Genomic DNA, 24,309 nt, shown 5'->3' on the forward strand with positions numbered 1-24,309 from the left:
GCGGCGGACTGCGTGTCGCGGGCTCTGCTGCCGAGCTCGGCGAAGCAGCCGCCGGCGACCCCGGCGCAGCCGGGCTGGCCGGCAGGGCGGCGGGCGGCATGGGGGCCGCGGCGGTGCCCTCCGGTGCCACGGGGGACTTCGTGCTGGCCGCGCCCGTGCTCGCCACCGAGGTGGAGGAGCCGGAGGAGGCTGCTGCCGGGGCCGCGCCGGATCCGTGGAGCGGCGTGCCCACCGGGGATGTCCGCGTCTGCGTCGGCTGCGGCGCCCAGCGGATCGACAGCGACGGGTACTGCGAGGCCTGCGGCCTCGCGCAGCCGCGGCCGAGGGACCATCAGGAGCGGTCGCTGAACGGCGTCTGCGGGGTGAGCGACCGCGGGCACCGGCACCACCGGAACGAGGACGCCTTCGCCGTCGCCGCCACCTCCCGCCCGCACGGGGCCTCCGCCGTCGTCGCCGTCGTGTGCGACGGCGTCTCCTCGGCGACCCGGCCGGACGACGCGTCGCAGGCCGCCGCCGACAGCGCCAGCGAGGCGCTGCTGGAGGCGCTGGAGTCCGGCATCGAGCCGGAGACCGCGATGACCGAAGCGATCATGACCGCGGCCAACCGCGTGGACGAGCTCGCCGACGAGTACGAGCGCGAGCCCAGCCGCAACGCGCCCGCCTGCACCATCGTCAGCGCGGTGCTGACGGAGGGCCGGGTCACCGTCGGCTGGGTCGGCGACAGCCGGGCCTACTGGTTCCCCGACGACCGCTCCGGCTCGCGCCGGCTGACCGTCGACGACTCCTGGGCCACCCGGATGGTCGAGGCGGGCCTGATGTCGGAGACCGAGGCCTTCGCCGACCCGCGGGCGCACGCCATCACCGGCTGGCTCGGCGCGGACGCGATCGAGGTCGAGCCGCACACCCTCACCTTCGCCCCGGACGCGCCGGGCACCGTGCTGATCTGTACCGACGGCCTGTGGAACTACGCCGAGGCCGCCGCCGACCTCGCGGCCGTCGTCCCGGCGGACGCCCGCACCAAGCCGCTCGCGGCGGCGCAGGCGCTCGCGCGTTACGCCTGCGACCGCGGCGGCCACGACAACGTCACCGTCGCCCTGCTGCCCGTCGACCGCGTCGAACCGCACGAGCCCACCATGCCGAACCACCCGCCCACTCTCGTCGGCGACAGCCTCGACTCACCCACTATTCAGCTACGCGAGGGGGAGAGCTGACCCATGGCCAAGCTCACCAAGTCCAACTTCCCGCAGTTCTCCGTCGACATCTTCCAGAACGCGTACCTCGCCCAGGGGGCCGACGAGGTCAACGCGATCGTCACGGTCACCGCGACCGGCGGCGGCACCAGCGCGGCGCTCCCGTCCGCGGGATACGGCAGCGCGCTGGACGGACCGGACGCGGCCGTGGTCATCGCCGTCGACTGCTCGGGCTCGATGGACTACCCGCCCACCAAGATCCGCAACGCGCGTGAGGCCACGGCCGTCGCGATCGACTCGGTGCGCGACGGGGTCGCCTTCGCGGTGGTCGCGGGCACGCACGAGGCCAAGGAGGTCTACCCGGGCGCGGGGCAGCTCGCGATCTCCTCCCCGGGCACCCGCGAGGAGGCCAAGCAGTCGCTGCGGCGGCTCACCCCGGGCGGCGGGACCGCCATCGGCACCTGGCTGACCAAGGCCGACCAGATCTTCTCCACCCGCCCCGACATCTCCATCCGCCACGCGATCCTGCTGACCGACGGTCGCAACGAGCACGAGCGCCCGGACCAGCTCCAGCACACCCTCGACCGGGTCCAGGGCCGCTTCACCGCGGACTGCCGCGGCGTCGGGACCGACTGGGAGGTCGCCGAGCTGCGCCGGATCTCCTCCGCCCTGCTCGGCAGCGTCGACATCGTCGCCGACCCCTCCGGCCTCGCCGAGGACTTCCGGGCGATGATGGAGAAGGCCATGGGCAAGGCCGTCGCCGACGTCGCCCTGCGCGTGTGGACGCCGGCCAACGCGACGGTGAAGTTCGTCAAGCAGGTGGCCCCGGTCGTCGAGGACCTGAGCGGCCGTCGCGTCGACGCGGGCCCGCGCGCCGGCGACTACCCGACCGGCTCCTGGGGCGATGAGAGCCGCGACTACCACGTCTGCATCGAGGTGCCGCCGGCGGGCGTCGGCGACGAGATGCTGGCCGGGCGGATCAGCCTGGTCGTGCCGCAGCCGGACGGGACCTCCGAGGTGCTCTCGCAGGGTCTGGTCAAGGCCGTGTGGACGGACGACCTCAACGCCTCCACCAAGATCAACCCGCAGGTCGCGCACTACACCGGCCAGGCGGAGCTCGCCGGCGCCATCCAGGAGGGCCTCGACGCCCACCGCCGTGGCGACCTCGACACCGCGACGGCCAAGCTGGGCAAGGCAGTTCAGCTCGCCGCCGAGTCGGGCAACGAGGACACCTTCAAACTGCTGTCGAAGGTGGTCGACGTGGTCGACGCGAAGGAAGGTACCGTTCGCTTCCGTAAGAACGTGAGCGAGGAGGACTCGATGACGCTCGAAACCCGCTCCACGAAGACCGTCAGGGTGAAGAAGTAGCGGGGGTCCCCCGCTTCCGACCGCCGCCTAGCTTGCCCGAGGGGGGCTTGCACGATGCCGATCTGCCCGAACGGCCACACCTCGCAGACCACGGACTACTGCGACTACTGCGGGACACCCATGACCGGGCAGCCGGCCGCCCCGCAGCCGCAGCAGCCGGGCGCGGGCCAGCCGTGGCAGCAGCCCGCGCCGTCCGCGCCCGCACCCGCGACGCCGACGGCCGGTCTGCCGGTCTGCCCGATCTGCACCACCCCGCGAACGGGTCGCTACTGCGAGGAGTGCGGCTACGACTGGGATCTGGCGCCCCAGGGGGCGGCGGCGCCGGGCCCGGCTCCGGTCCCGAGCCAGTCGTCCCCGATGGGACAGCCACCGATGGGCCAGCCGTACCAGCAGCAGCCCATGCAGCAGCCCTTCCAGCAACCGTTCCAGCAACCGTTCCAGCAGCCGCCCGCGCCGCAGCCGGTGCAGCAGCAGCCGGTGCAGCAGCAGCCGGTCCCGTCGGGCCTGGCCGAGCCCGTCTCCGGGCCGGTCACGGGCGGCGGCGGGTACGGCGCGTACATCACCGGGGACACCAACGGCGGCAACACCGAGTACGTCCTGGCGCCGCCGAGCTCCGCGGGGCCGGACGGCGGCTCGCCCGGCCTTGACCCCTTCGGTCCGCCGTCGGGTTCCGTGGGGCAGGCGCCGCAGCAGGGCGGCGGCGCGCCAGGCTACACGGGCACCTGGATCGCCGTGGTCAGCGCCGACCGTGACTACTTCCAGGACATGATGGCCCGCAGCGGTCCCGACGCCGCCGGGCTCTACTTCCCGCCCTACTCGCCGGAGCGGCGGGTCCCGATGACCGGTCAGGGCCAGCTCCGCATCGGCCGCCGCAGCCACCAGCGCGGCACCGTCCCGGAGATCGACCTGTCGATCGCCCCGGAGGACCCGGGGGCCTCGCACAACCACGCGCTGCTCCAGGAGCAGCCGGGCGGCGGCTGGGTCGTCATCGACCAGGACTCCACCAACGGCACCTCGCTGAACGGCAGCCCCGACCCGCTGCCGGCGTTCACCCCGGTCGAGCTGAAGAACGGCGACCGGATCCACGTCGGCGCCTGGACCACCATCACGGTCCACTGCGCCTGAAACGGGGCCGACCGGCACGGCCTGCGCAGGCGCTGCGGCGCGGCGCGGGCCGTCGACGGGATCCCGTCCCGCTGCGGCTTCTCCGACGGGACGGCGGGTGACTTCCGCGGTCTGAGAGGATGGACGCGTGGACCAGATCAAGCGAGGAACCCTGCAGAACCAGACCTTCTACGAGCGGGTCGGCGGCGAGCCGACCTTCCGTCGCCTGGTCCACCGGTTCTACGAGGGCGTGTCCGCGGACCCCTTCCTCCGCCCGATGTACCCCGAGGAGGACCTCGGCCCGGCGGAGGAGCGCCTCACCCTCTTCTTCATGCAGTACTGGGGCGGCCCGCGCACCTACAGCGAGGGCCGCGGCCACCCGCGCCTGCGCATGCGCCACGCCCCCTTCAAGGTCGACCGCGCGGCGCACGACGCCTGGCTGCGGCACATGCGGGACGCGGTGGACGCACTGGAGCTCGACGCGGAGGACGAGCAGGAGCTCTGGGGCTACCTCGTCTACGCGGCGCAAAGCATGATCAATTCGGATTGACCAGGTGCGCGTTCACGGCCCGGGCCTCCTCCGCCAGGGAGGGGGTCTCCAGGACCGTCGCGCCTGCGGCTTCCAGCAGTTCGACGCCCTGGCAGTCGGCCACGAAGAGCGCCGGCTCGCGCCAGGCCAGGACCACGCGGCCGATGCCCGCCGTGCGGATGAGTTCCGCGCAGGGGGAGGGGCGGGAGGCGCGGACCGAGCAGGGCTCCAACGTGGAGTAGATCGTCGCCGTGCGGAGGCGGGGGTCGCTCGGGTCGATCTTGCCCAGCGCGGACTCCTCCGCGTGCGCCTTGTCGTCGCCGCCCTCGCGTGAGAAGCCGCGTGCGATCTCCGTGCCGTCCGCGGCGACGACGACCGCGCCGACGGAGTACGCCGTCTCCGACGGCGGACACTGACGCGAGAGGTCGATCGCGACCCGCATCCAGTCGAGGTCCGCCTGCGTGACCAGCGACGCGTCCTCGCGCCGCGCGGCGTACCGCAGCACCACGACGTCCCCGAGGGTCTGCGCGCCCAGCAGCGTCATGCGGTGCGTCGCGTCCTGCGGGAACGCCCGTGCCGCCGGTGGGGCGAACCGCGGAGCGGATGCTTCGCCGACGAAGAACGGCGCGACGGCCAGCTGGATCTCGTCGACCAGACCCGCCGTCAGGAAGAGGGACTGGATCGCGCCCCCGCCCTCGACCATGAGCCGGCGCACGCCCCGCGCGGCCAGCTCGTCCAGCACGCGCGCCGCGTCCAGCCCGGCGCCCGTGCCGACGACCTCGGCCAACCCGCCCAGGGACGCCCGCAGCCCGGGGACCGCCGCGTCCGGCGCGAGGACGAGCTTCGCCCCGCCGCTGTGCCACAGGCGCAGCTCGGGAGCGAGGCCTCCATGGCCCGCGAGGGCCACCTTCAGCGGATGCTCGGTCAGGCCGCGTGCCAGGCGCGCCTCGCGACGCGCGGCGTCGCGGACCTCCAGGCGCGGGTCGTCGGCGCGCAGCGTGCCGGCGCCGACGAGGACGGCGTCGCTCTGCGCGCGCAGCGCGTCGACCCGGTCGAAGTCCTCGGCGGTGGAGAGCATCAGCCGCGCCTCGGTGGCGTCGTCGATGTGCCCGTCGACGGACATGGCCGCGCTGATCAGCACGAACGGGCGGGCGGGCGGGGGTTCGGGGCTCATGGACGACTCCAACGATTGTTCCCTTCCCGATATGCCCTCGTGTCTTGGCACAGCACGGAACGTAGTGACACACTTACTTCACGTCATCTTCACGCAATCAGGGGACCACGCTTCGCATCCGTGCGAGAACTTTCCGCATTCGGCCGATCGTGGGTAGTTGTGTTAGACGACTTTCACACCGGGGGACACAACACGGCATCCACCACCAGGAAACTTCGGCCACCCGTGGCCGAAGTTTTCTGACTGGGCGTCAGATGGAGCCGCCGTCGGGGGAACCAAGAACGGGGGAAACGTCTCGTGCGTTGGCTGATCTCTTCCTGCCTGCGACTCGCCGCCGCCGTCGTCGTCGCCGCCCTCGTGCTGATGGGGCTCGGCATCGGATCCCTGCGCCACGCCGCCGTGGACACGCTGCCCGAGTTCCTGCCGACCCAGGTGGAGGTCCAGACCGAGGCGGTCGGGCTCTCCACCAACGAGGTGGAGCAGCTGATCACCGTGCCGATGGAGGACGAGCTCAACGGCGTCGCCTTCCTGGACCACATGCGCTCCCGTTCGATTCCGGGCCTCTCCGACATCCAGCTGACCTTCCAGCCCGGCACCGACCTCTACCAGGCCCGCCAGCTCGTCCAGGAGCGCGTCACCCAGGGCCCGGCCGTGGTGAACGTCGGCACCCCGCCCGTCATGGTGCAGCCGCTGTCCGCCGAGACCCGCGCGCTGATGGTCGGCATCTCCTCGACGAAGATCAGCCCTATCGACCTGTCGACCCTCGCCCGCTGGCGGATCCGTCCGCGGCTGCTGGCCGTGCCGGGCGTCGCCAACGTCACCATCTGGGGGCAGCGCGACCAGCAGCTCCAGGTCCTGGTCGACCCGGCCAAGATGCACGCCAAGGGCGTGACGCTCACACAGGTGATCAACACCGCCGGTGACGCGATGTGGACCTCTCCGCTCTCCTTCGTCGAGGCCTCCTCCCCCGGCGCGGACGGCTTCATCGACACGCCCAACCAGCGCCTCTCCGTCCAGCACCTGCTGCCCATCTCCACCCCTCAGGACCTGGCCAAGGTCCCGGTCGAGGTCGACACCGGCGTCAGCAAGCTGAAGCTCGGCGATGTGGCGACGGTCGTCGAGGACCACCCGCTGCTGCGCGGCGACGCGGTGTTGACCTCGCAGTCCGCCGACGGCACCGGCTTCCTGCTGGTCGTCGAGAAGTTCCCCGGCGCCGACGCCCTCACGGTGGACCGCGGGGTGCGGCAGGCCATGGCGGAGCTCGCGCCCGGACTGTCCGGCGTCAAGGTCGACACCAGCGTCTACGGGCCCGCGAACTACGTCGACTCGATGCTGCGCAACCTCGGCTGGGCCGCCCTGGCCGGTCTGGTGCTGCTGGTCGCCTGGTTCGGGCTGGCGTGGCGCTCGTGGCGGGTGGCGCTGGTCGGGCTGGTCGCGGTCACGCTGCCGCTGATCGCCGCCGCCTGGGTGCTGCAGCTGCGCGGCGCGACCTTCACCTGGTTCACCCTGGCGGGGCTCGCCGCCGCCCTCGCCGTCGTCGTGGACGACGCCGTCTCCGCGATCGCAGCGGTGCAGCGCGGCCTCGACCTGCCGCGCGGCCGGGAAGGCGACGGCACGAACGGTCAGGCGGGCACGGAGGGCGAGCGGCAGGACAGCCGGGACGGCCGCACCGCCGCGATCACCGACGCGCTGCTGGGCGTGCGCCGCCCGCTCGGCTGGGCGCTGGCCGTGCTGCTGCTCGCCGCCGTCCCGCTGCTGCTGGTCCCGGGCAGCAACGGCGCGCTGACCCGGCCGGTGCTCTTCAGCTACGTGCTCACCATGGTCGCCGCGACCGCCGTCGCCCTGACGGTCACCCCGGCGCTCGCGCTCCTGCTGCTGCGCCGCGCGCCCGAGGGACGCGCCGTCCCGCCCGTGGCGCGCTGGGTCGAGGCCGCCTACGACAGCCTCACCGCGGTGTTCGCCCGGCGTCGCGCCGCGTCCCTCGTGGTGGCCGGCGTGCTGGCGCTCGGCGCGCTGGCGATCATCCCGCAGTTCGGCGACGGCACACTGATCCCCACCCCGCAGGACCGGAACCTGGTGGTGCAGTGGAGCGCCGCCCCCGGCACCTCGCTGTCCGCCATGCGGCAGACCACCGAGGCGGCCGGCGCCGAGCTGCGGGCCGTCCCCGGCGTCACGGGGGTGGCCAGCGACATCGGCCAGGCCCTGCTCGGCGACCAGATCGTCAACGTGGACTCGGCGCAGACCTGGGTCACCGTCTCGGGCGGCGCGAACCTGGCGATGACGAAGTCTGCGATCGCCCAGGTGCTGGACCGCTACCCCGGCCTGCACCACCGGCTGCTGACGTACGCGCAGACCGCGCTCGCCGAGGCCCCCGCGTCGGACACCGACCCCGGCGACGGGGCACCCCTGACGGTCCGTCTCTACGGCACCGACTGGGCCACGCTGACGGCCGACGCGAACCGGCTGCGATCCGTGGTCGACGGCGTCGGCGGCGTCAGCGGTGCGACGATCCACCAGCCGACGCAGGAACCCTCGGTCCTGATCGACACGAACGTGGACCAGGCGGCCCAGTACGGGCTCTCTCCGGGCGACGTGCGCCGCGCGACCGCCGTCCTGATCTCCGGCATCCCCGTCGGCAGCTACTACCAGCAGCAGCAGATCTTCGACGTCGCCGTGTGGAGCGTCCCGGCGGTCCGCTCGAACCTGGGCGACATCGAGAACCTGATGCTGGACACCCCCAGCGGCGGCCAGGTCCCACTCAAGGACGTCGCCACCGTCAGCATCGCGCCCACCCCGGCCGAGATCGACCACGAGCAGGCGTCCCGCTACCTCGACATCACCGCCCGGCTCCACGGCATCGACGCGGACACCGCCGTCTCACACGTGCGGGCGGCCGTGCGCGGCGTCGCCCTCCCGCTCGGCTACCACGCCGAGGTCTCCAGCGGTCTGGCGCAGCAGCAGAGCGCCGCTCTGGTGATCATCCTCGTGGCCGTCGGCTGCGCGCTGGGCACGCTGCTGCTGTTCCAGGCGGCGCTGCGGAGCTGGCCGCGCGCCGGGCTGCTGCTCGCCTCGCTCCCGCTGTCGCTGGCCGGCGGCGCGCTGACCGCGTACGCGGCGGGCCGCACGCTCACGGCCGGAACGCTGATCGGCTTCCTCGGCGTGCTGGCGCTCGCGGTGCGAGGCGGCATCCGGGTGCTGCGGCGGACCCGCGATCTCGAGCTGAGCGGCCGCTCGGGCGCGGCGGGCCTCGCGGCACGGGAGGCGTCGTTCCCGGTGGTCGCCACGGCGGTCGGCCTGATCCTCGTGGTCGTGCCGTTCACGCTGCGCGGCGACATCGCCGGCCTGGAGCTGGTCCGCCCGCTCTCCTTCGTCCTGATCGGCGGGGCGGTGACGGCCACGGTGGTCACCCTCTTCCTCCTCCCCGCGTTCGCGGGCCAGGGGCCCGCGGAGGAGGACGAGGCGAAGCTCTTCCCGAGCGACGGCGGCGACCCGGGCGAGCGCGAGGCCGCCACACCGCGGCCCGGCCCGAGCGCGACCGCGCTGGGGACGGCGCGGAGCAGCGCGGCTGCGACCTCAGGGGCACGAGGCTCTGCTGACAAGGGACTCCGCCCCGGGGCGCGACACGCCACCAAGCCAGGTAGCGTCCCGAACGAGGAGGGCCATCCTCCCCCAGCCTTCGGCCGGGGGGAGCCCCATCGGGGGGCCGGTCGCGCCCCTGATGTGCAGCCCCCCGCGCCAGGGCAAGGCACAGCCTGATGTCGCGGGTACGTGTACTCGCCGGCGTCGTGGCCGCGATCGTGGGGCTGCCCGTGGTCGCCGCCTGTGGGCCCAAGGACGAGACCCCCGCCTCCTACAGGCCCGCGTCGCTCGCGCCGCTGCCCAGCGCCGTCGCCGCGCTGCCGGGGTACGGGCACGTGCGGAAGGTCGTGCTCACCCCGCTCGCGGAACAGCGCCTGCGGGTGCGGACGGTGACCGTCGCTCCGGGGGCGGGCGGTGAGACGGAGGCGCCCATCACCGCCGTGATCTACGACCCCGACGGCGTCCCCTGGGTGTACGTCCCGGACGGCGGCCACGCCTACACGCGGCACGCCATCACCATCGCGCGGTACGACGGCGACACGGTCGTCCTCGGCGCGGGGCCGAAGGCGGGCACCGCCGTGGTCGTCGTCGGCGCAGCCGAGCTGCTGGGCACCGAGTACGGAGTGGGGGAGGAATGATGCGCGGGCCAGGAAAGGGGCACGGCGGCGTGATGCGCGCCATCGTCGCCTGGAGCCTCAGCTTCCGGTTCCTGGTCGTCGCGGCCGCCGTCGCGTTGATGACGGTCGGCATCGCGACCATGCCCAGCACCCCTCTCGACGTCTTCCCCGAGTTCGCTCCCCCGCAGGTGGAGATCCAGACCGAGAGCCTCGGCCTGTCCACCTCCGACGTGGAGCAGCTGGTCACCGTGCCGCTCGAGCTGGCGATGAACGGCATGCCGGGGCTGAGCCAGATGCGGTCCACCTCGGTGCCGCAGCTCTCCTCCATCGTCATGGTGTTCTCGCAGAACACGAACCTGCTGCGGGCCCGTCAGCTGGTCGCGGAGCGGTTGGCCACCGTCCGGCCGACGCTGCCGCGCTGGGCGAGCCCGCCGGTCATCCTCGCGCCGGTCTCCGCGACCGCACGCGTCGTGCAGATCGGCATGACCGCCAGCGGCAACGGCCCGGACGGCAAGCCGCTGACGCCGATGGATCTGTCGCAGCTCGCCTATTGGAACGTCAAGCCCCGGCTGCTGCACGTCGACGGCGTGGCGGACGTGTCGATCTGGGACCAGCGCCCGGAGACCTTCCAGGTCCAGGTGGACCCGAAGAAGATGGCGGCGCAGCAGGTCACCCTGGACAACGTGGAGCGGTCCACCGCCGACGCGCTGGACTCGGGGGCGCTGCAGTTCTCCACCGGCGCGGTCGTCGGCGCGGGCGGGTACCTCGACGGGAACGGCGCGCCGGGCCTCGGGGCCCAGCGACTCCAGGTCGCCCACCAGCTGTCCGTGCAGAGCCCGGCGGAGCTGGCCAAGATCCCGCTGGAGGACCAGGCCGCCCAGGGCAAGAAGGTGACCCTGGGCCAGATCGGCGACGTGGTCGAGAACTACCAGCCGCTGATCGGCGACGCCGTCATCAACGGCAAGCCGGGCATCCTGCTGGTCGTCGAGAAGCTGCCCTGGGGCAACACGCTCAAGATCACCTCGGCGGTAGAGGACGCGCTCAAGTCGCTGCAGCCGGGCCTGAAGGGCGTCGCCTTCGACTCGCACATCTTCCGGCCGGCCGACTTCATCGACGACTCCATCCACAACCTGCTGGACTCGCTGCTGCTCGGCTTCCTGCTGGTCGTGGTGATCCTGGTGCTGTTCCTCTTCGAGTGGCGGGTGGCGCTGATCAGCCTGGTCAGCATTCCGCTCTCGCTGACCGCGACGGTGCTGGTGCTCAGAGCCCTCGGCACCACCGTCAACACGATGGTGCTGGCCGGGCTGATCATCGCGCTCGGCGCGGTCGTCGACGACGCGATCATCGACGTCGAGAACATCCTCAGACGGCTGCGTATCGCCCGGCGCACCGGGAAGGACGACGGCCGGGCCACCAAGTCGACGGCCAGGATCATCCTGGGCGCCTCGCTGGAGGTCCGCAGCCCGATCGTCTACGCGACGCTGATCATCGTCGCGGCCGCCGTGCCGATCTTCCTGCTGCACGGCCTGACCGCGTCCTTCTTCCGGCCGCTGGCCTTCGCCTACACGCTGGCGATCATCGCCTCGATGGCGGTGGCGCTCACGGTCACCCCGGCGCTGACGCTGATCCTGCTGCGCCGCGCGCCCCTCAAGCGGTTCCAGTCGCCGCTGGTCCGGGTGCTGCGTCGGTGGTACGAGCGGTTCCTGAACCGGATCGTGGCCCGTCCCACCGCCGCCTACGGCGTCTTCGCCGCCGTGGTGCTGTGCGGCGCGCTGGTCGCGCCGCAGCTCGGCCAGTCGCTGTTCCCGGCCTTCCAGCAGCGCGACCTGCTGATCCACTGGGACGCCATCCCCGGCACCTCCGACACCGAGGTGCTCCGCTCCACGACCCAGCTCTACGACGAACTCAAGGCCATCCCGGGCGTCGAGGACTTCGGCGCGCACATCGGCCGCGCGCCGCAGGGCGAGGAGATCGTCGGCATCAACGCCACCGAGGTGTGGATCCACATCGACTCGAAGGTCGACTACGACACGACCCTGGCCAAGGTCCGCGCGGTGGTCGACAGCCACCCGGGCCTGTACCGGGACGTGGAGACCTACCTCAACGAGCGCATCGAGGAGGTCCTCACCGGCTCCCAGCAGGCCGTCACCGTCCGCGTCTACGGCCAGGACCTGGGGCAGATGCGCAACACGGCCCAGTCGGTGCTGAACCAGGTCGCAAGCGTCCCGGGCGTGGTCGACCCGCACATGGCCCTCTCCGTCGACACCCCCCAGATCAACGTCGAGGTCGACCTCGCCAAGGCCGCGAGGTACGGCCTCAAGCCCGGCGACGTGCGACGGCAGGCCGCGACCATGGTGGCCGGCCAGGAGATGGGCAACGTCTTCGAGAACAACCAGGTGTACGGCGTGTTCGTATGGAGCGTCCCCTCCGCCCGGCAGAACGCGGGCTCGATCGCCGCGCTGCCGCTGGACACGCCGAACGGCGGTCACATCAAGCTGGGCGACATCGCGAACGTCACCCTCGGCCCCGACCCCTACCTGATCACCCGCGAGGACAACTCCCGCTACATCGACGTCGGCGCGAACGTGCAGGGCCGCGACCTCTCCGCCGTCGTCGACCAGATCCGGGCGAGGCTCGCCGCCAACGTGACCGTCCCGCAGGGCTCGCACTACACGCTGCTCGGCGAGTACCAGGAACGCGAGCAGGCGCAGCAGAGCCTGCTGACGACGGCGGCGCTGGCCGCCGTGGCCATCATGCTGCTGCTGCAACTCGCCTTCGGCTCCTGGCGGCTGGCGGCGCTGCTGTTCGTCACCCTGCCGATGGCGCTGATCGGCGGCCTGATCGCGATCTGGTTCGGCGGGGCGGAGATCACCATCGGTGCGCTGGTCGGCTTCTTCACCGTCTTCGGGATCGCGGCGCGGAACGGGATCCTGATGATCAATCACTGCCAGCATCTGGAGACCGAGGAGGGCATGGCCTTCGGCCCCGACCTCGTCGTCCGCGGCGCGAGCGAGCGGCTGGCGCCCATCCTGATGACCTCGCTGGCGACCGCCCTGGCCCTGGTGCCGCTGGTCATCGCGGGCAACCAGCCCGGCCGGGAGATCGAGTACCCGTTGGCCGTCGTCATCCTCGGCGGTCTGGTGAGCTCGACGCTGCTGACGCTGTGCGTGGTGCCGTCGCTGTACCTGCGGTTCGGCCGCCGCAAGCAGCAGGGCCCCACCGGGATGCCGGAGGTCGAGGCGTAGGGCGCGACCCGGGCCGACTCAGCCCAGGGCGGCGCGGCCCCGGGCGCGCCTCAACCCGGGGCAGCTCAGCCCAGGGCGGCTCAGCCCAGGGCGCCTCAGCCCAGGGCGGCTCAGCCTGGGGCGGCTCAGCCCGGGCGCGCCTCAACCCGGGGCAGCTCAGCCCGGGGCGGCTCAGCCCGGGGCGGCGATGCCCGGGGCGGCGATGCCTTCCAGGACCATGGACAGGTACTGCCGGGCGATCTGCTCCGGGCTGTGCCCGCCGCCCGGCCGGTACCAGGACGCGGCGACCCACACGGTGTCCCGCAGGAACCGGTAGGCGAGCCGCAGATCGAGATCCGCGCGGAAGGCGTGCGCGGAGACGCCGCGCTCAAGCGTCTCCAGCCACACCTGCTCGAAGCGCCGCTGCGATTCGGCCAGGAACGCGAACCGCGGCTGCACCGCGAGCTGGCGGGCCTCCTTTTGGTAGATCGCCACCGCGTCGCGGTGCCGGTCGATCTCCCGGAACGACTCCGTCACCAGCGCGGCCAGGGTGTCCTTGGGGTCGAGCCGGGCGGCGAGGACCTCGTCGTAGCCGGCCCACAGCTCGTCCAGGAAGCCCGAGAGGATCTCCTCGAGCATCGACTCCTTGGAGTCGAAGTGGTAGTAGAGGCTCCCGGCCAGCAGCCCCGCCTCGTCCGCGATCTTCCGCACGGTCGTGGCGTTGTAGCCCTGCTCCGCGAAGACCCGGGCGGCGGTCTCCAGGATCTCCCGCCGCCGGGCTGGAGACGCCGACTGGCTGCTTCTCTGTGTACTCGGCACCCTCACATTCTCCTGTACGAAACCCTGCGGTCCCCCGGCGGGGGCGCGGCGGCTTCGGCTGCCGCTCGGAATCGTCCGGTGTCCGAATTGTCCACCCGACTGTCCGTACACGGGGCTAGGGTTCGGCCATGGCTGATTCCGGAGACCTCGACGGATTGCACTCGTGTTCGGTCGGCGGCGCGGAGCGACTCGACGCCGAGGGCGAGATCGCGGTGGCGCGTCTCGCCATGGACGGCGGCGACCTCGCGCACGCCGCCACGCACGTCGGCAACGCGATCGCCACCGCACCCCAACTGCCCGAGGCGCACGAGGCGCTGGGCGAGCTCGCCGCCCGGGCCGGCGGCGCCGAGGCCGCGCTCGCGCTCTTCCCGATGGAGCGGCCCTACATCGGCGCCGTCGCGGCCCGCGCGAATCTGCTCGCGGCCTGCGGCCAGTGGAACCAGGCGTTGCGCCTGCTCGCGGAGGTCGTGGCCACGGAGCCGGGCCGGCCCTGGTCCGAGGTGGCCTGGCTGAGCCGCCCCGACCTGCCGTCCCTGGTCAGCCCCGAGGTCGTCGCCCAGTCCATCGGCCGGATCGTCGGCTCGGGCCTGCCCGACCCCTTTCCCGAGGTGCTGCGCACCAGCCTGCGGCCCTTCTACGACGCGGTCCGCGCCGCCACCGCCGCGCATCGGCGGCACGCGATGCTGCTCTCGCTCGCCTCCGGCCTGGCCCGGCGCTACGACGACCACGACGAGTCGATCGCCTGGGCCCGCGCCGCCGTCGCCGCCGAGCCCACGCACATGAGCGCGGTCATGCTCGGCTACGCGCTGCGCGCCGCGGGCAGGCCCGACGAGGCGCTCTCCGTCTGGACGGACGAGCTGGCCCGCGACCCGGCCGACCTCAGCCTGCATGTGGACGTCGCCGAGCTGTACGCCGCGACCGGTCGGCCCGAGCTCGGCCTGCCCTGGGCCGAGAGGGCCGTCGCCGCGAACGCCGACGACCCGCTGGTCGTCCCCGCCCTCCACGGCATCCGCTTCGCCGTGGACCAGGACCCGGCCCATCTGGTCGCCCTCGTCGACCACCTGCGCGAACACCCGGACCACGACTACGCCGCGACGGTCCTGGCCCAGCACAGCAAGGGCCGCCCCTGGCTGGCCGGCGTCAGCCCCGCCCGCGAGGCGACAGCGAACATGCTGCGGCAGTTCCCGCGCAGCCCCGACGTCGAGGCGCACCACGGCCTCTCCGTCGTGGGCTCCGCCGTCGAGGCGCCCAGCTGCGTGCTGACGCTGCTTCAGTGCTTCCCCCACGCCGACCTGGAGTTCCGGTCCATACCCGAGCCGGATCCCCGGCACCCGCTGCACCCGGTCAGCACACAGGTCTGGAACTACCTCGGCACCGTGGCCGAGCCCGCCGTCGCCGCGCCGTCGGCGGAGGCGAGCGCGGCGGTGCGGTCCGTCGCCGAGCACGTCTGGCCGTCGCTGCCCGCCGCCTACGACCGCGCCGTCCTGCTGGCCTCGATCCCGATCACGCAGCTTCTCGGCGTGCTGGTGCACCCGCCGCTCCCCCGGGACGACGAGCGGGGCCGAGCCCTGGCCGCGAACGCCCCCGACCTCTGGGTGCGCGCCGTGCAGGTCTTCGCCTGCCTGGGCATCGCCCACCACGGCACGGACACCCCGTGGCCGGAGTCGGAACGTCGCCGTGTCCTGTCCGATCTGCTGGTCGGCCCCGAGGACTGGGTCACCGAGGCGGCCGGCCTCGCCCTGCTCGCCGTCGCCTGGAGTGAGCCCGCCACCAGGGAGGACATCGGGCGGCTGCTGGCGGCCCGGCTGGCCTTCGCCACGCGGGCCTTCCGTACCCGCCCGGTCGAGGTGCTGCCGACCCTCTGCGCCCTCGTCCTCGCCTGCCCCTGGCTCGACGAGCGGGACCGGGAGCCGGCGCGCCTCGCGGCGGAGGCCGTCCGCCGCAGTGACGAGGCGTCCGAACCGGTGGACGCGGAACAGCGGGGGCGTGAACTCGTGGCCGCTGGGAAGGAGCGCGCGAGAGAGAAGGTGCGCTCCACGGAGGAACCGGAGCCGAGGCGGCGGGGCCTCTTCCGTCGACGCCGCCGCTGAGTCACCATGGGAACGCGAGCCGTCACCGACAGGAGAGGGTCGTCATGAAACTGGGCAAGCTCGTCGCCAGGGGCGTCGCGGAGGACGTGCTCGACGCCACCGTCGAGGAGGCGCCTCCCGCGCCTGAACCCGAGACCACCGAGGCGGCAACCGTGGTGCCACCGCGCGCGGCACCGGTGACCGCGGGGTCGAGCACAGAGCGGTGAGCGGATTCCGGCGCGCTCCCCGCGAGCGTCCGGACCGTCCACCGGTCGGGTACAAGATCGCCCGGCCGATGCTCTCCGCCGACGGCACCCGCCTCGGCTTCCGGGGCGTGTCGCTCGGCGGGGACATCGTCTACGGGCCGCTGGACGACGCCCGGTGCGGGTACGAGCGGCGACACCGCCCGCCCTCGCGCTGGTGCGCCTGCGGCTTCTACTGCCTGCACGACGCGGGCGCGGCGATCGAACTCGGCTGTGCGACGGAGTACCGGGACACCGTGCTGCTCGAGGTCGCGGTGCTGGGCGCGTACCTGCGTCACGAACGCGGCATGCGCTTCGAGCGTCAGCGCGTGCGCCGCGTCCACTTCCCACGGTGCGCCTGCGGACGCGCGTCGGAGGGCGTCCTCGACACCGGCGAGGGCGTGATGGGCTGGCGCGCGATCACCGGCAGCTGCGCCGCGTGCGCGGGCCACCGCGCGCTGCTGCGGTTCGACGCCTACACCCGCCTCGTCGGCCCCGAGTCTGTCACCGCCTGCGACGACCGCCTCGCTCCCCCGGCCCCCGCGCTCGCGCACACAGCCGCCCTCCCCCTGGACCCGGGCAAGGACGGCACGGACGCCGTCGTCCCCCAACTCGCCGCCGAAGCCGCCCTCCTCCAGGCCCGCCTGGACTGGTTCCAACTCCAACTCGGCAAACTCACCGGCCAAGGCGAAGCCTGAGACCGGCGGCACGGCACGGCTGCGTGCGGCTCCGCATAGCTCGGCGGCGCACGGCACCCACCCGGCGAAGCCGGCGAGCGCGGCGGGTCTCACGCGCAGCCCGGGGCGCAGCAGCTCCGCTGAACCATCCGTCCCAGGGTTGGAGGGCCCGGGCCTCGCGGGGCGACCGCGCGGGGCCGGGACGGCGCCCCGTGCGACCGCGTCTACGCGGAGCCAGGACGGCGCCCCGCGCGACCGCGTCTGCGCGGAGCCAACGGTGCCCCGTGCGACTGCGTCTGGGCGGGGCCGGGACAGCGCACGTGCGACCGCGTCTGGGCGGGGCCAGGCGGGGCAACTGGCCGGTGTACCGGGAGGCGTAGGGTGGGCCGCATGGCTCAGGAGCTTCCGACCGCGCCGGTGCGGGTCGACGCGTGGATCTGGTCCGTGCGTCTGGCCAAGACGCGGTCCGCCGCCGGGACGGCGTGCCGGGCCGGCCATGTACGGGTGAACGGGGAGCGGGCCAAGCCCGCGCAGCTGGTGCGGCCCGGTGACGAGGTGCGGGTGCGTCAGGAGGGCCGGGAGCGGATCGTCATCGTGCAGAAGACCGTCGCCAAGCGCGTCGGCGCGCCCGTCGCCGCGGAGTGCCTGATCGACAACAGCCCCCCGCCGCCGCCCCGCGAGCTCCTCGCCGTGCCCGTCCGCGACCGCGGCGCGGGGCGGCCGACGAAGCGGGACCGGCGCGACATCGAGCGGCTGCGCGGCTTCTGACCCCGGCGGCCGCCGGCCGCCGTCACGCCTTCTTGATCGCCACCAGCCCGTAGCCGCCGACGTCGGAACGGCTCAGGCGCAGGTCCTCGTCGCCGACGCGCTCCGAGCCCGCCTGCCACTCGTTGATGGAGACGACGCCGGGACCGACCAGCTCCCAGCCGTCCTCGCCGGTAGCGCCGAAACGCTCAATCTCGTCCCGGGGGCGCGTCGCGACGGTGATGCCGCCGGCCTTGTAGATCCTCTCGACGGCGTCCTTGATCTCCTGGGTGGAGTAGTCCGAACTGCCATGGGTGAGGATGAGCACGCTGCCGGGGGCGAGCGCCTGCTTGTAGCGGTCGAGCAGCGCGAAGGGCTCGTCCGAGTCCGGCAGGAAGTGCAGCAGGGCCACGACCAGCAGGGCCACGGGCTGCTCGAAGTCGATCATCTCCTTGACCGCCGCCGCGTCCAGGATCGCGTCGGCGTCGTGGAAGTCCGCGTCGACGTAGGCGGTGCGACCCTGCGGCGTGCTGCTGAGCAGTGCGCGGGCGTGGGTGAGGACCATCGGGTCGTTGTCGACGTAGACGATCCGGGACTCAGGCGCCTGGCGTTGGGCCACCTCGTGGGTGTTCTCGGCGGTCGGGATGCCCGTGCCGATGTCGAGGAACTGGCGTATGCCGAGCGAGCTCGCGTAGCGGACCGCGCGGCCGAGGAAGCGCCGGTTGGCGCGCGCCGCGTCCTGGACCGTCGGGATGAGCCCCACGACCTGCTCGGCCGCGACGCGGTCCGCGGGGAAGTTGTCCTTGCCACCGAGGTAGTAGTCGTACATCCGCGCCGGGTGCGGGACGTCGGTGCGCAGCTCGGTGCGGGGCTCGGCGTCGCCCTCCTCCGCGACGGCCCAGTCCCAGTCGATCGCGGCGTCGGTGACGACGGCGACGTCGGGCTCGCCGTGCACTGCTGCCTCCGCCGCCGCCTTCGCGCCGACCTCGGCGTTGACGTCCGTGTTCTCAGCCACGTCAGCCCCCTTCACCCACAACCCCGGCACGGGGTGACAGCTCGTCACCCCGCGGTCCCCCATATGTTAGCTGTGAGACGGCAGACTGAGGCCATGGATCACGGATCGTTCACGTCTCATCAACTCCGCGCCCTCTGCCTGGACTTCAACGGGGCCGAGGAGACGTTCCCGTTCAACCCGGAGACCTCCGTCTTCAAGGTCGGCGGGAAGATCTTCGCCATCTCCGCCCTGGACGGGGATCCGCTGCAGGTCAGCCTGAAGTGCGACCCCGAGCTTGCGGTCCGGCTGCGCGCGGAACACCCCGCCGTCACCGGCGGCTGGCACCTGAACAAGCGCCACTGGAACACCGTCCTGCTGGACGGTTCGCTCCCGGACCGGCTGGTCCGGGAGATGGTCGAGGACTCCTACGACCTGATCGTCTCCGCCCTGCCGCGCAAGCAGCAGTTGCTGCTCGACTGGCCCGGCCTCAGGGCGCGACCGGAGGGGTCGGGGCCTGGGGCGGTGTCCGGGTCTGGCTCGGGGCCTGGGGCGGGGTCCGGGTCTGGCTCGGGGCTTGTGTCGGGGTCTGGGGAGGGATCACCGGAAGATCGATCGTGACGTAGGTCTTGCGCAGCGTCTCGTGGACCTCCCAGACCCCCGTCCACCCGGCCGGGGTCACCAGCGTGTCACCGGGCCCGATCTCCACCGGCTCACCGCCGGTCGCGGTGACGCTCGCACGGCCGGAGAGGATCTGGCAGACCTCGTGGTAGCCCTCCCGCGTCGCCGTGAACCGTCCCGGCGTCGCCTCCCACACGCCCGCCTCCACGCCTTCCGGTGCGGTCCACACCGTGCGCAGCGCCTCCTGTTGCCCCTCGGTGGTGCTGGTCGGCTTGGGTGCGAACGCGCCGAGCTCGGCCTTCTCGGCACGGTGCAGGACGATGGCCACGGGTGGTGCTCCTCTGGGCGGTTCGGGGCAGACGGACCACCACGCTGCCAAAGCACGGTCACCCCCACCACGGACAAGGTGTAACGCCCGTACGCGCCGGTCCGACAACCCGCGACGGTGCCGGTCTCGTCGCGGTCCGGCAACAGTCCGGGGGCCGCGCTGTTCGTCCCGTTTCGGCGGCGATACGGTGCCGTCAGAGACGACCAGGATCTGGAGGGGGCGGCCGCCATGCAGGCTGAGATCAAGGGCAGCACCATGCCGGTGCTCGAGGTACAACTCGGCGCCGGGGAGTACGTGGTGACGCCGCACGGCGAACTGTCGTGGATGTCCGCCAACGTGCAGATGTCACAGACCATGTCGGGCGGCGCACCCGGCGGCGGCGGGGGCGGCTTCATGGGCGCGATGAAGCGCGTCCTCGGCGGCGGCGGCCTCTTCGTCACGCAGTACACCGCCCAGGGCGGACCGGGCCTGGTCGCGTTCGCGTCCAAGGTGCCGGGCCACATCGTGCCGGTGGACGTCGCCCCGGGCCGCAGCGTCATGGTCCACCGCCACGGCTGGCTGGCCGGCACCCCGGGCATCACGCCGACCGTGGGCTTCCAGCAGAGTTTCCGCGGCGGCCTCTGGGGCGGCGACGGCTTCGTGCTGCAGAAGCTCGAAGGCCAGGGTCGCGCCTGGGTCGAGCTCTCCGGCGAGCTCACCACCTACACCCTGGGCCCCGGCCAGACGATGCTGGCCCACCCCGGCCACGTCGGCATGTTCGACCAGTCCGTGCAGTTCACCCTGACTCGGGTGCCCGGCATCGCGAACAAGGTCTTCGGCGGCGACGGCTTCTTCCTGGTCGCCCTGACCGGTCCCGGCCAGATCTGGCTGCAGAGCATGCCGCTGCCCAACCTCGCCCACTCCCTCGCCCCGTACCTCCCGGCGAGCGGCGCGGAGAACGCCGAGGCCGCCGGCGTCGGCGGCCTCATCGGCGGCATGCTGCGCTAGTCGCACCGGACACAACCGGACACAGGGGGGCCGCACCAACGGTGCGGCCCTCTGCCGTAAGACTTTCGTAGCCGGGTCGCCGGGTCTCGACGCCCCAGTTCAGAGGTCATATGGAGGCATGAGACGACTCCGCCTCCGCGACCCGCTCGACACGCCCCTGCCGACCCCGCCGGACTCGCTGCGGAAAGGGCCGTTCCGGGAAGGGGCCTTCCGGTCGCGCCTGCACGAGCCACGGACCGCGGTGGTGGTGGGCCGATGGCTCGGCGCGGCCGTGCTGGTCTGCTTCGTCACCGGTCTGACCAGCCACGTGCTTCAGCAACCGCCGGGCTGGCTGCGAGACCACCTGCCCAGCAGGCCGGTGCAGGGCTACCGCGTCACCCAGGGCCTGCACGTGATCAGCGGCATCGCCGCGATCCCGCTGCTGGGTGCGAAGCTGTGGACCGTCTACCCGCGCCTCTTCGCCTGGCCGCCCGCGCGCACGGTCCGGCACGCGCTGGAGCGGCTCGGGATCGCACTGCTCGTCGGCGCCATGGTCCTGGAGCTGTTCACGGGGCTGCTCAACACCCTGCAGTGGTACCCGTGGCCGTTCCCCTTCCGGCAGACGCACTTCTGGCTGGCCTGGATCGCGGTCGGCGGCCTGCTGCTCCACATCGCCGCGAAGGGGCCGGAGATCGCGGCCCACTGGCGGCGGAGCAGGACGGCTCTCCCGGGACGGCGGGCGCTGCTGGGGTCGGTGGCGGCCGCCGTCGGCGCGGTGACGCTGGTGACGGCCGGTCAGACGGTGCCGTGGCTGCGCTCCTTGGATCTGCTCGGGCCGCGCCGCCCGGACCTCGGGCCGCAGGGGCTGCCGGTCAACCGCACCGCTGCCCAGGCCGGGATGCTGCACGCGCCCGCCGACTGGCGCCTGCGTGTCGAGGGGCCGCGCCCCTACACGCTCACCATGGACGAGCTGCTGGCCCTGCCGCAGACCGAGGTCGACCTGCCGATCGCCTGTGTGGAGGGCTGGAGCGCCTCCGCCCGCTGGGGCGGGGTCCGGCTGCGCGACCTGCTCGACCGCGCGGGCGCCGCGCCGGGCGCGTTGATCCAGGTCACCTCGCTGGAACAGGGCGGCCCGTACGCCGTGATGACGATGCCGCACACCTACGCGCGCGACCCCCTCACCGTGCTCGCGCTCCGCGTCAACGGCCAGGTCCTGGCCCCGGACCACGGCTACCCAGCCCGGATCATCGCACCCAACCGGCCAGGCGTACTGCAGACCAAGTGGGTTTCCCGTCTGGAGGTGCTCTGACGATGCTCCGCACACTGCGCGCGGGCCTGGCCCTCATCGGGGCCGGCATCATCGGCTACGGGATCTACGGTCTGCTGCACGACCCCTACGTCCGCGACCCCTTCGACGTCCTGGTCTGGGGCGTCGGCGGGCTCGTCCTGCACGACGCGATCTGGCTGCCGCTGGTGCTGCTGGCGGGCCTGGTGCTGTCCCGCACGGCCCTGGCCCGACACCCGCTGCTGCGCGGCGGGTTGGTGGTCGCGGCGGCCCTCACCGCCGTAGGACTGCCCGCGGTGCTGCGGGCCGGCGTCGACCACGGCAACCCGACACTGCTGCCGCTGCCGTATCTGCGCAACTGGCTGCTGCTGCTCGCCGCCGTCGCGATCGCCGTCGCCGTGCTCGCCGCCGCGCCGAAAGTCCCGGGCGCGGCACGAGCGTTCGGACGCCGGGTCCGCGCGCCCCGGTCCGCTCGCCCAGGCCGGACGTCACGCCGGGCGTGACGCCGGGCGGGCCTGCGAGAATAGGGTGCAAGCCCCCGTGACCTGTCCGAGCGACAGACCCGACAGAAGGGCCGTATATGACCGACCAGGCAGCAACCGATCAGGCAGCGACCGACCAGGCCGTCATCCACCAGGCCGCCACCGCGCACCAGGCCAGCACTGTCCCCGCCACTGTGACCGCCGTCAGCCTGAGCGCCGAGCACTCCTTCAGCAAGCCGAACGCGCCCACGATCCGGCTGCTCGCCGGCCTCGGCGTTGAGGGCGACACGCACCTCGGCGTCACCGTCCAGCACCGGTCACGGGTCGCGGCGGACCCGACGCAGCCCAACCTGCGCCAAGTCCACCTGATGCACGCCGAGTTCCACGACGAGCTGCGCGCGGCCGGATACGAGGTGGCGGCCGGGGCGCTCGGCGAGAACGTCACCACCCGCGGCCTGGACCTGCTGGCCCTGCCGCGCGGCACGCGCCTCCGGCTCGGCGCCGAGGCGCAGGTCGAGATCACCGGCCTGCGCAACCCCTGCCCGCAGATCAACGACTTCCGGCCCGGCCTGCTCAGGCACTGCGTGGGCCGGGGCGCGGACGGCAACGTGGTGCGCAAGGCCGGGATCATGGGGGTCGTGCTGCGCGGCGGCGCGGTCCGCCCCGGCGACCCGATCACCGTCGAGCTGCCCGACGAGCCGCATCTCCCGCTCGAACGGGTCTGACGGCCTGCCGGCCTCCTCGTCTGCCGATCTGTCGGTCCGCCGGTCTGCCCGTCCGCCGGTCTGCCCGTCCACCCGTCCGTCTGCCCCGGAACGAGCACGGCCGGGCGGCGTGTTCGCCACCCGGCCGTGCTCGGGGCCCCCGTGATCGTGCGTCAGTGCTGCGCGGGGTTCCAGTAGTCGCCCGCCATCACGATCATCACCAGCGTCTTGATGGTCTCGCCGTAGTACCCGTCGCCGAACGGGTTGCTCTGCAGCTGCTTCCAGATCGCGTTCGTCCAGGTCTGGTCACCGGCGGCCATCGCGGCCGGGCCGATGGAGTCGCCGGCCTCCTCCGCCTGGGTGTCGCCGGAGACGTTGCCGTCGGCGCAGTTCAGCTTGATGTGCGGCTGCACCTTGGCCGGGTCGCCGCCGGAGAGCTTCTTGGTGCAGGCGGACCACTTCTTCGCGTCGTCGAGCGAGACGGCGGCCGCGCTGGAGCCGTAGAGCAGCGCGTCGGTGCCGAGGTGCCAGGGCACGCGGATGGAGTTGTAGCCGACGATGTTGTCGGGCTGGTCCTCCTGGTAGTTCGCCGGGGCCGGGGAGGGCGAGGTGGTGTTCGCGTGGATCACGAAGTCCGACATCAGCCCGGAGCTCGAGGAGTACTTCCCGGTGAACTCGCTGACCACCGCCTCCATGCGGTCCACGACCTTGGTCCAGTCGTGGGCCTTGTCGTAGGCGGCGAAGGCGCGCAGGTGGTCCAGCATGTTGTCGGACGGCCGGGTGTCGGTGGACGGGCCGTCGTCCTCGCACTTGAGGTGGCCGTCGGAGGTCACGTCGTGCGCGTAGACGCTCGCCAGCCAGGCCTCGGCGTCGGCGGTGTAGCCGCCCCACTGCTTGTCGGCGAGGATCAGGCCGTAGCCGATGTCCAGGTCCCCGTCGGTGGCCGCGTCCGGCGTGCCGGAGCTGTAGTACTTGCAGCTCTTGCCGTCCAGCTGCCACTGCATGAGGCCCCACGTGTCCTTGTGGTCCTTCACCAGCTGCCAGAGGCCGTTGAACTCGGTCTGCGCGTTGGCGTCATAGCCGGCCATCAGCGGCACGATGTTCATGCCGTAGCCCTGGCCCTCCGAGACCGGACCGTTGTTGGTCGCGTCCCCGTCGCCCTTGGTGGAGACGTAGTACTCGTTGCTCGCGCACCCGTGGACGAGGTACGTCTTCTTCCAGGAGTCGTACTGCTTCTCCACCGCCGCGTCGCGCGTCGACTGCGAGACCGCCGGCGTCACGCCGGTCTTGTAGGTCTGGTGCTGCGGAAAGGCGAGCTTGGGGGCCGATCCGGCCGCGCCGGCCGTGGCTGCGGCGTCCGCGTTGCCGCCGACGGCGTACGCGCCCGCGGCGACTGCGGCGGTGGCCACCAGCGCGGCCACGAGGCGTTGGGGAGTACGGGACATCGACACTCCTTCGTTGGAGTTAGGAAACCTTCCTAACCGGGCTCTGGGAGTCTTCCGTCCACCTGGCGAGACGTCAATACCCCTGCAACCAACGCCCCCTCAACCCCCGAATCCCCCGCACACCGCCCTCACACGGCCCACACAGCCACCC

The 24,309-nt window shown here is 72.8% G+C and carries 20 protein-coding genes and 1 pseudogene; 16 read left to right on the forward strand and 5 right to left on the reverse strand.

What is annotated here, in order from left to right; all coding sequences use genetic code 11:
- The 4 genes from TR48_RS15690 to TR48_RS15705 form a co-directional block, all read left to right on the forward strand.
- Nucleotides 1–1,211: PP2C family protein-serine/threonine phosphatase (locus TR48_RS15690; protein ID WP_052442696.1), on the forward strand; the 1,211-nt coding region annotated here is incomplete at its 5' end.
- Between the two features lie 3 nt (nucleotides 1,212–1,214).
- Nucleotides 1,215–2,558, forward strand: a complete 1,344-nt coding sequence (locus TR48_RS15695; protein WP_042367402.1) for a vWA domain-containing protein — start codon at nucleotides 1,215–1,217, stop codon at nucleotides 2,556–2,558.
- 54 nt (nucleotides 2,559–2,612) lie between these two features.
- Nucleotides 2,613–3,683, forward strand: a complete 1,071-nt coding sequence (locus tag TR48_RS15700) for an FHA domain-containing protein (RefSeq protein WP_042367403.1) — start codon at nucleotides 2,613–2,615, stop codon at nucleotides 3,681–3,683.
- Nucleotides 3,684–3,810: 127 nt separating this feature from the next.
- The gene (locus tag TR48_RS15705; protein ID WP_042367405.1) at nucleotides 3,811–4,212 is read left to right on the forward strand and encodes a globin; all 402 of its coding nucleotides are present in this window, start codon (nucleotides 3,811–3,813) and stop codon (nucleotides 4,210–4,212) included.
- Here TR48_RS15705 and TR48_RS38910 read toward each other — a convergent pair.
- Nucleotides 4,199–5,365 carry a dihydrofolate reductase family protein gene (locus TR48_RS38910; RefSeq protein WP_052442697.1) on the reverse strand — a complete coding sequence of 389 codons (1,167 nt, stop codon included), beginning with the start codon at nucleotides 5,363–5,365 and terminating at the stop codon, nucleotides 4,199–4,201. The genes TR48_RS15705 and TR48_RS38910 overlap by 14 nt on opposite strands.
- 297 nt (nucleotides 5,366–5,662) lie before the next feature.
- On the opposite strand from TR48_RS38910, the gene TR48_RS15715 reads away from it, so the two are divergent.
- Genes TR48_RS15715 through TR48_RS15725 form a run of 3 tightly spaced genes read left to right on the forward strand, consistent with a single transcriptional unit; the run spans nucleotide 5,663 to nucleotide 12,806 of the window.
- Complete coding sequence (locus TR48_RS15715; RefSeq protein WP_052442698.1) at nucleotides 5,663–9,121, forward strand: efflux RND transporter permease subunit; 3,459 nt, start codon at nucleotides 5,663–5,665, stop codon at nucleotides 9,119–9,121.
- On the forward strand, nucleotides 9,121–9,582 hold the full coding sequence (locus TR48_RS38915; RefSeq protein WP_052442699.1) for a hypothetical protein: 462 nt from the start codon (nucleotides 9,121–9,123) through the stop codon (nucleotides 9,580–9,582). Before TR48_RS15715 ends, TR48_RS38915 begins: the two co-directional genes overlap by 1 nt.
- 32 nt (nucleotides 9,583–9,614) lie before the next feature.
- Nucleotides 9,615–12,806, forward strand: coding sequence for an efflux RND transporter permease subunit (locus tag TR48_RS15725; RefSeq protein WP_042367407.1), 3,192 nt, complete (start codon nucleotides 9,615–9,617; stop codon nucleotides 12,804–12,806).
- A gap of 171 nt (nucleotides 12,807–12,977) precedes the next feature.
- On the opposite strand, the gene TR48_RS15730 is transcribed toward TR48_RS15725, so the two are convergent.
- On the reverse strand, nucleotides 12,978–13,604 hold the full coding sequence (locus TR48_RS15730) for a TetR/AcrR family transcriptional regulator (protein WP_042367409.1): 627 nt from the start codon (nucleotides 13,602–13,604) through the stop codon (nucleotides 12,978–12,980).
- A gap of 128 nt (nucleotides 13,605–13,732) precedes the next feature.
- On the opposite strand from TR48_RS15730, the gene TR48_RS15735 reads away from it, so the two are divergent.
- The 4 genes from TR48_RS15735 to TR48_RS15745 all read left to right on the forward strand — a co-directional run bounded on the left by TR48_RS15735 (nucleotide 13,733) and on the right by TR48_RS15745 (nucleotide 17,360).
- Nucleotides 13,733–15,694, forward strand: coding sequence for a tetratricopeptide repeat protein (locus TR48_RS15735; RefSeq protein WP_152627990.1), 1,962 nt, complete (start codon nucleotides 13,733–13,735; stop codon nucleotides 15,692–15,694).
- A gap of 44 nt (nucleotides 15,695–15,738) precedes the next feature.
- Nucleotides 15,739–15,900: a hypothetical protein gene (locus TR48_RS43250; protein ID WP_161789838.1), complete on the forward strand. Its 162-nt coding sequence runs from the start codon at nucleotides 15,739–15,741 to the stop codon at nucleotides 15,898–15,900.
- Nucleotides 15,897–16,613, forward strand: a complete 717-nt coding sequence (locus tag TR48_RS15740; protein WP_042367411.1) for a hypothetical protein — start codon at nucleotides 15,897–15,899, stop codon at nucleotides 16,611–16,613. The genes TR48_RS43250 and TR48_RS15740 overlap by 4 nt, the downstream gene beginning before the upstream one ends.
- Before the next feature lie 369 nt (nucleotides 16,614–16,982).
- Complete coding sequence (locus TR48_RS15745; protein WP_042367413.1) at nucleotides 16,983–17,360, forward strand: RNA-binding S4 domain-containing protein; 378 nt, start codon at nucleotides 16,983–16,985, stop codon at nucleotides 17,358–17,360.
- Between the two features lie 22 nt (nucleotides 17,361–17,382).
- Here the strand turns inward: TR48_RS15745 and TR48_RS15750 are convergent, their stop codons facing one another.
- Nucleotides 17,383–18,351: an SAM-dependent methyltransferase gene (locus tag TR48_RS15750; protein ID WP_236652166.1), complete on the reverse strand. Its 969-nt coding sequence runs from the start codon at nucleotides 18,349–18,351 to the stop codon at nucleotides 17,383–17,385.
- A 93-nt stretch (nucleotides 18,352–18,444) separates the two neighbouring features.
- Between TR48_RS15750 and TR48_RS40475 the strand changes: the two are divergent.
- A pseudogene (locus TR48_RS40475) lies at nucleotides 18,445–18,822 on the forward strand (MmcQ/YjbR family DNA-binding protein); the annotation flags it as partial.
- Here the strand turns inward: TR48_RS40475 and TR48_RS46820 are convergent.
- On the reverse strand, nucleotides 18,818–19,585 hold the full coding sequence (locus TR48_RS46820; RefSeq protein ID WP_439654471.1) for a cupin domain-containing protein: 768 nt from the start codon (nucleotides 19,583–19,585) through the stop codon (nucleotides 18,818–18,820). The pseudogene TR48_RS40475 and the gene TR48_RS46820 overlap by 5 nt on opposite strands.
- On the opposite strand from TR48_RS46820, the gene TR48_RS15765 reads away from it, so the two are divergent.
- From TR48_RS15765 to TR48_RS15780, 4 genes are all read left to right on the forward strand, one after another.
- Entirely contained in the window at nucleotides 19,505–20,263 is a 759-nt protein-coding gene (locus tag TR48_RS15765) for an AIM24 family protein (RefSeq protein WP_042367417.1), read from the forward strand. The genes TR48_RS46820 and TR48_RS15765 overlap by 81 nt on opposite strands.
- Nucleotides 20,264–20,381: 118 nt before the next feature.
- Nucleotides 20,382–21,551, forward strand: a complete 1,170-nt coding sequence (locus tag TR48_RS15770) for a molybdopterin-dependent oxidoreductase (RefSeq protein WP_084729464.1) — start codon at nucleotides 20,382–20,384, stop codon at nucleotides 21,549–21,551.
- Between the two features lie 2 nt (nucleotides 21,552–21,553).
- Nucleotides 21,554–22,030: a hypothetical protein gene (locus TR48_RS15775; protein WP_042367418.1), complete on the forward strand. Its 477-nt coding sequence runs from the start codon at nucleotides 21,554–21,556 to the stop codon at nucleotides 22,028–22,030.
- Between the two features lie 173 nt (nucleotides 22,031–22,203).
- Nucleotides 22,204–22,734 carry an MOSC domain-containing protein gene (locus tag TR48_RS15780; RefSeq protein ID WP_174501707.1) on the forward strand — a complete coding sequence of 177 codons (531 nt, stop codon included), beginning with the start codon at nucleotides 22,204–22,206 and terminating at the stop codon, nucleotides 22,732–22,734.
- Nucleotides 22,735–22,886: 152 nt separating this feature from the next.
- Here the strand turns inward: TR48_RS15780 and TR48_RS15785 are convergent, their stop codons facing one another.
- A complete protein-coding gene (locus TR48_RS15785; protein WP_052442701.1) occupies nucleotides 22,887–24,158 on the reverse strand; it encodes a glycosyl hydrolase family 8 in 1,272 nt (423 codons plus the stop codon).
- Nucleotides 24,159–24,309: the final 151 nt, after the last annotated feature.

It is taken from the genome of Streptacidiphilus neutrinimicus (genome assembly GCF_000787815.1).
Taxonomy (GTDB): domain Bacteria; phylum Actinomycetota; class Actinomycetes; order Streptomycetales; family Streptomycetaceae; genus Streptacidiphilus; species Streptacidiphilus neutrinimicus.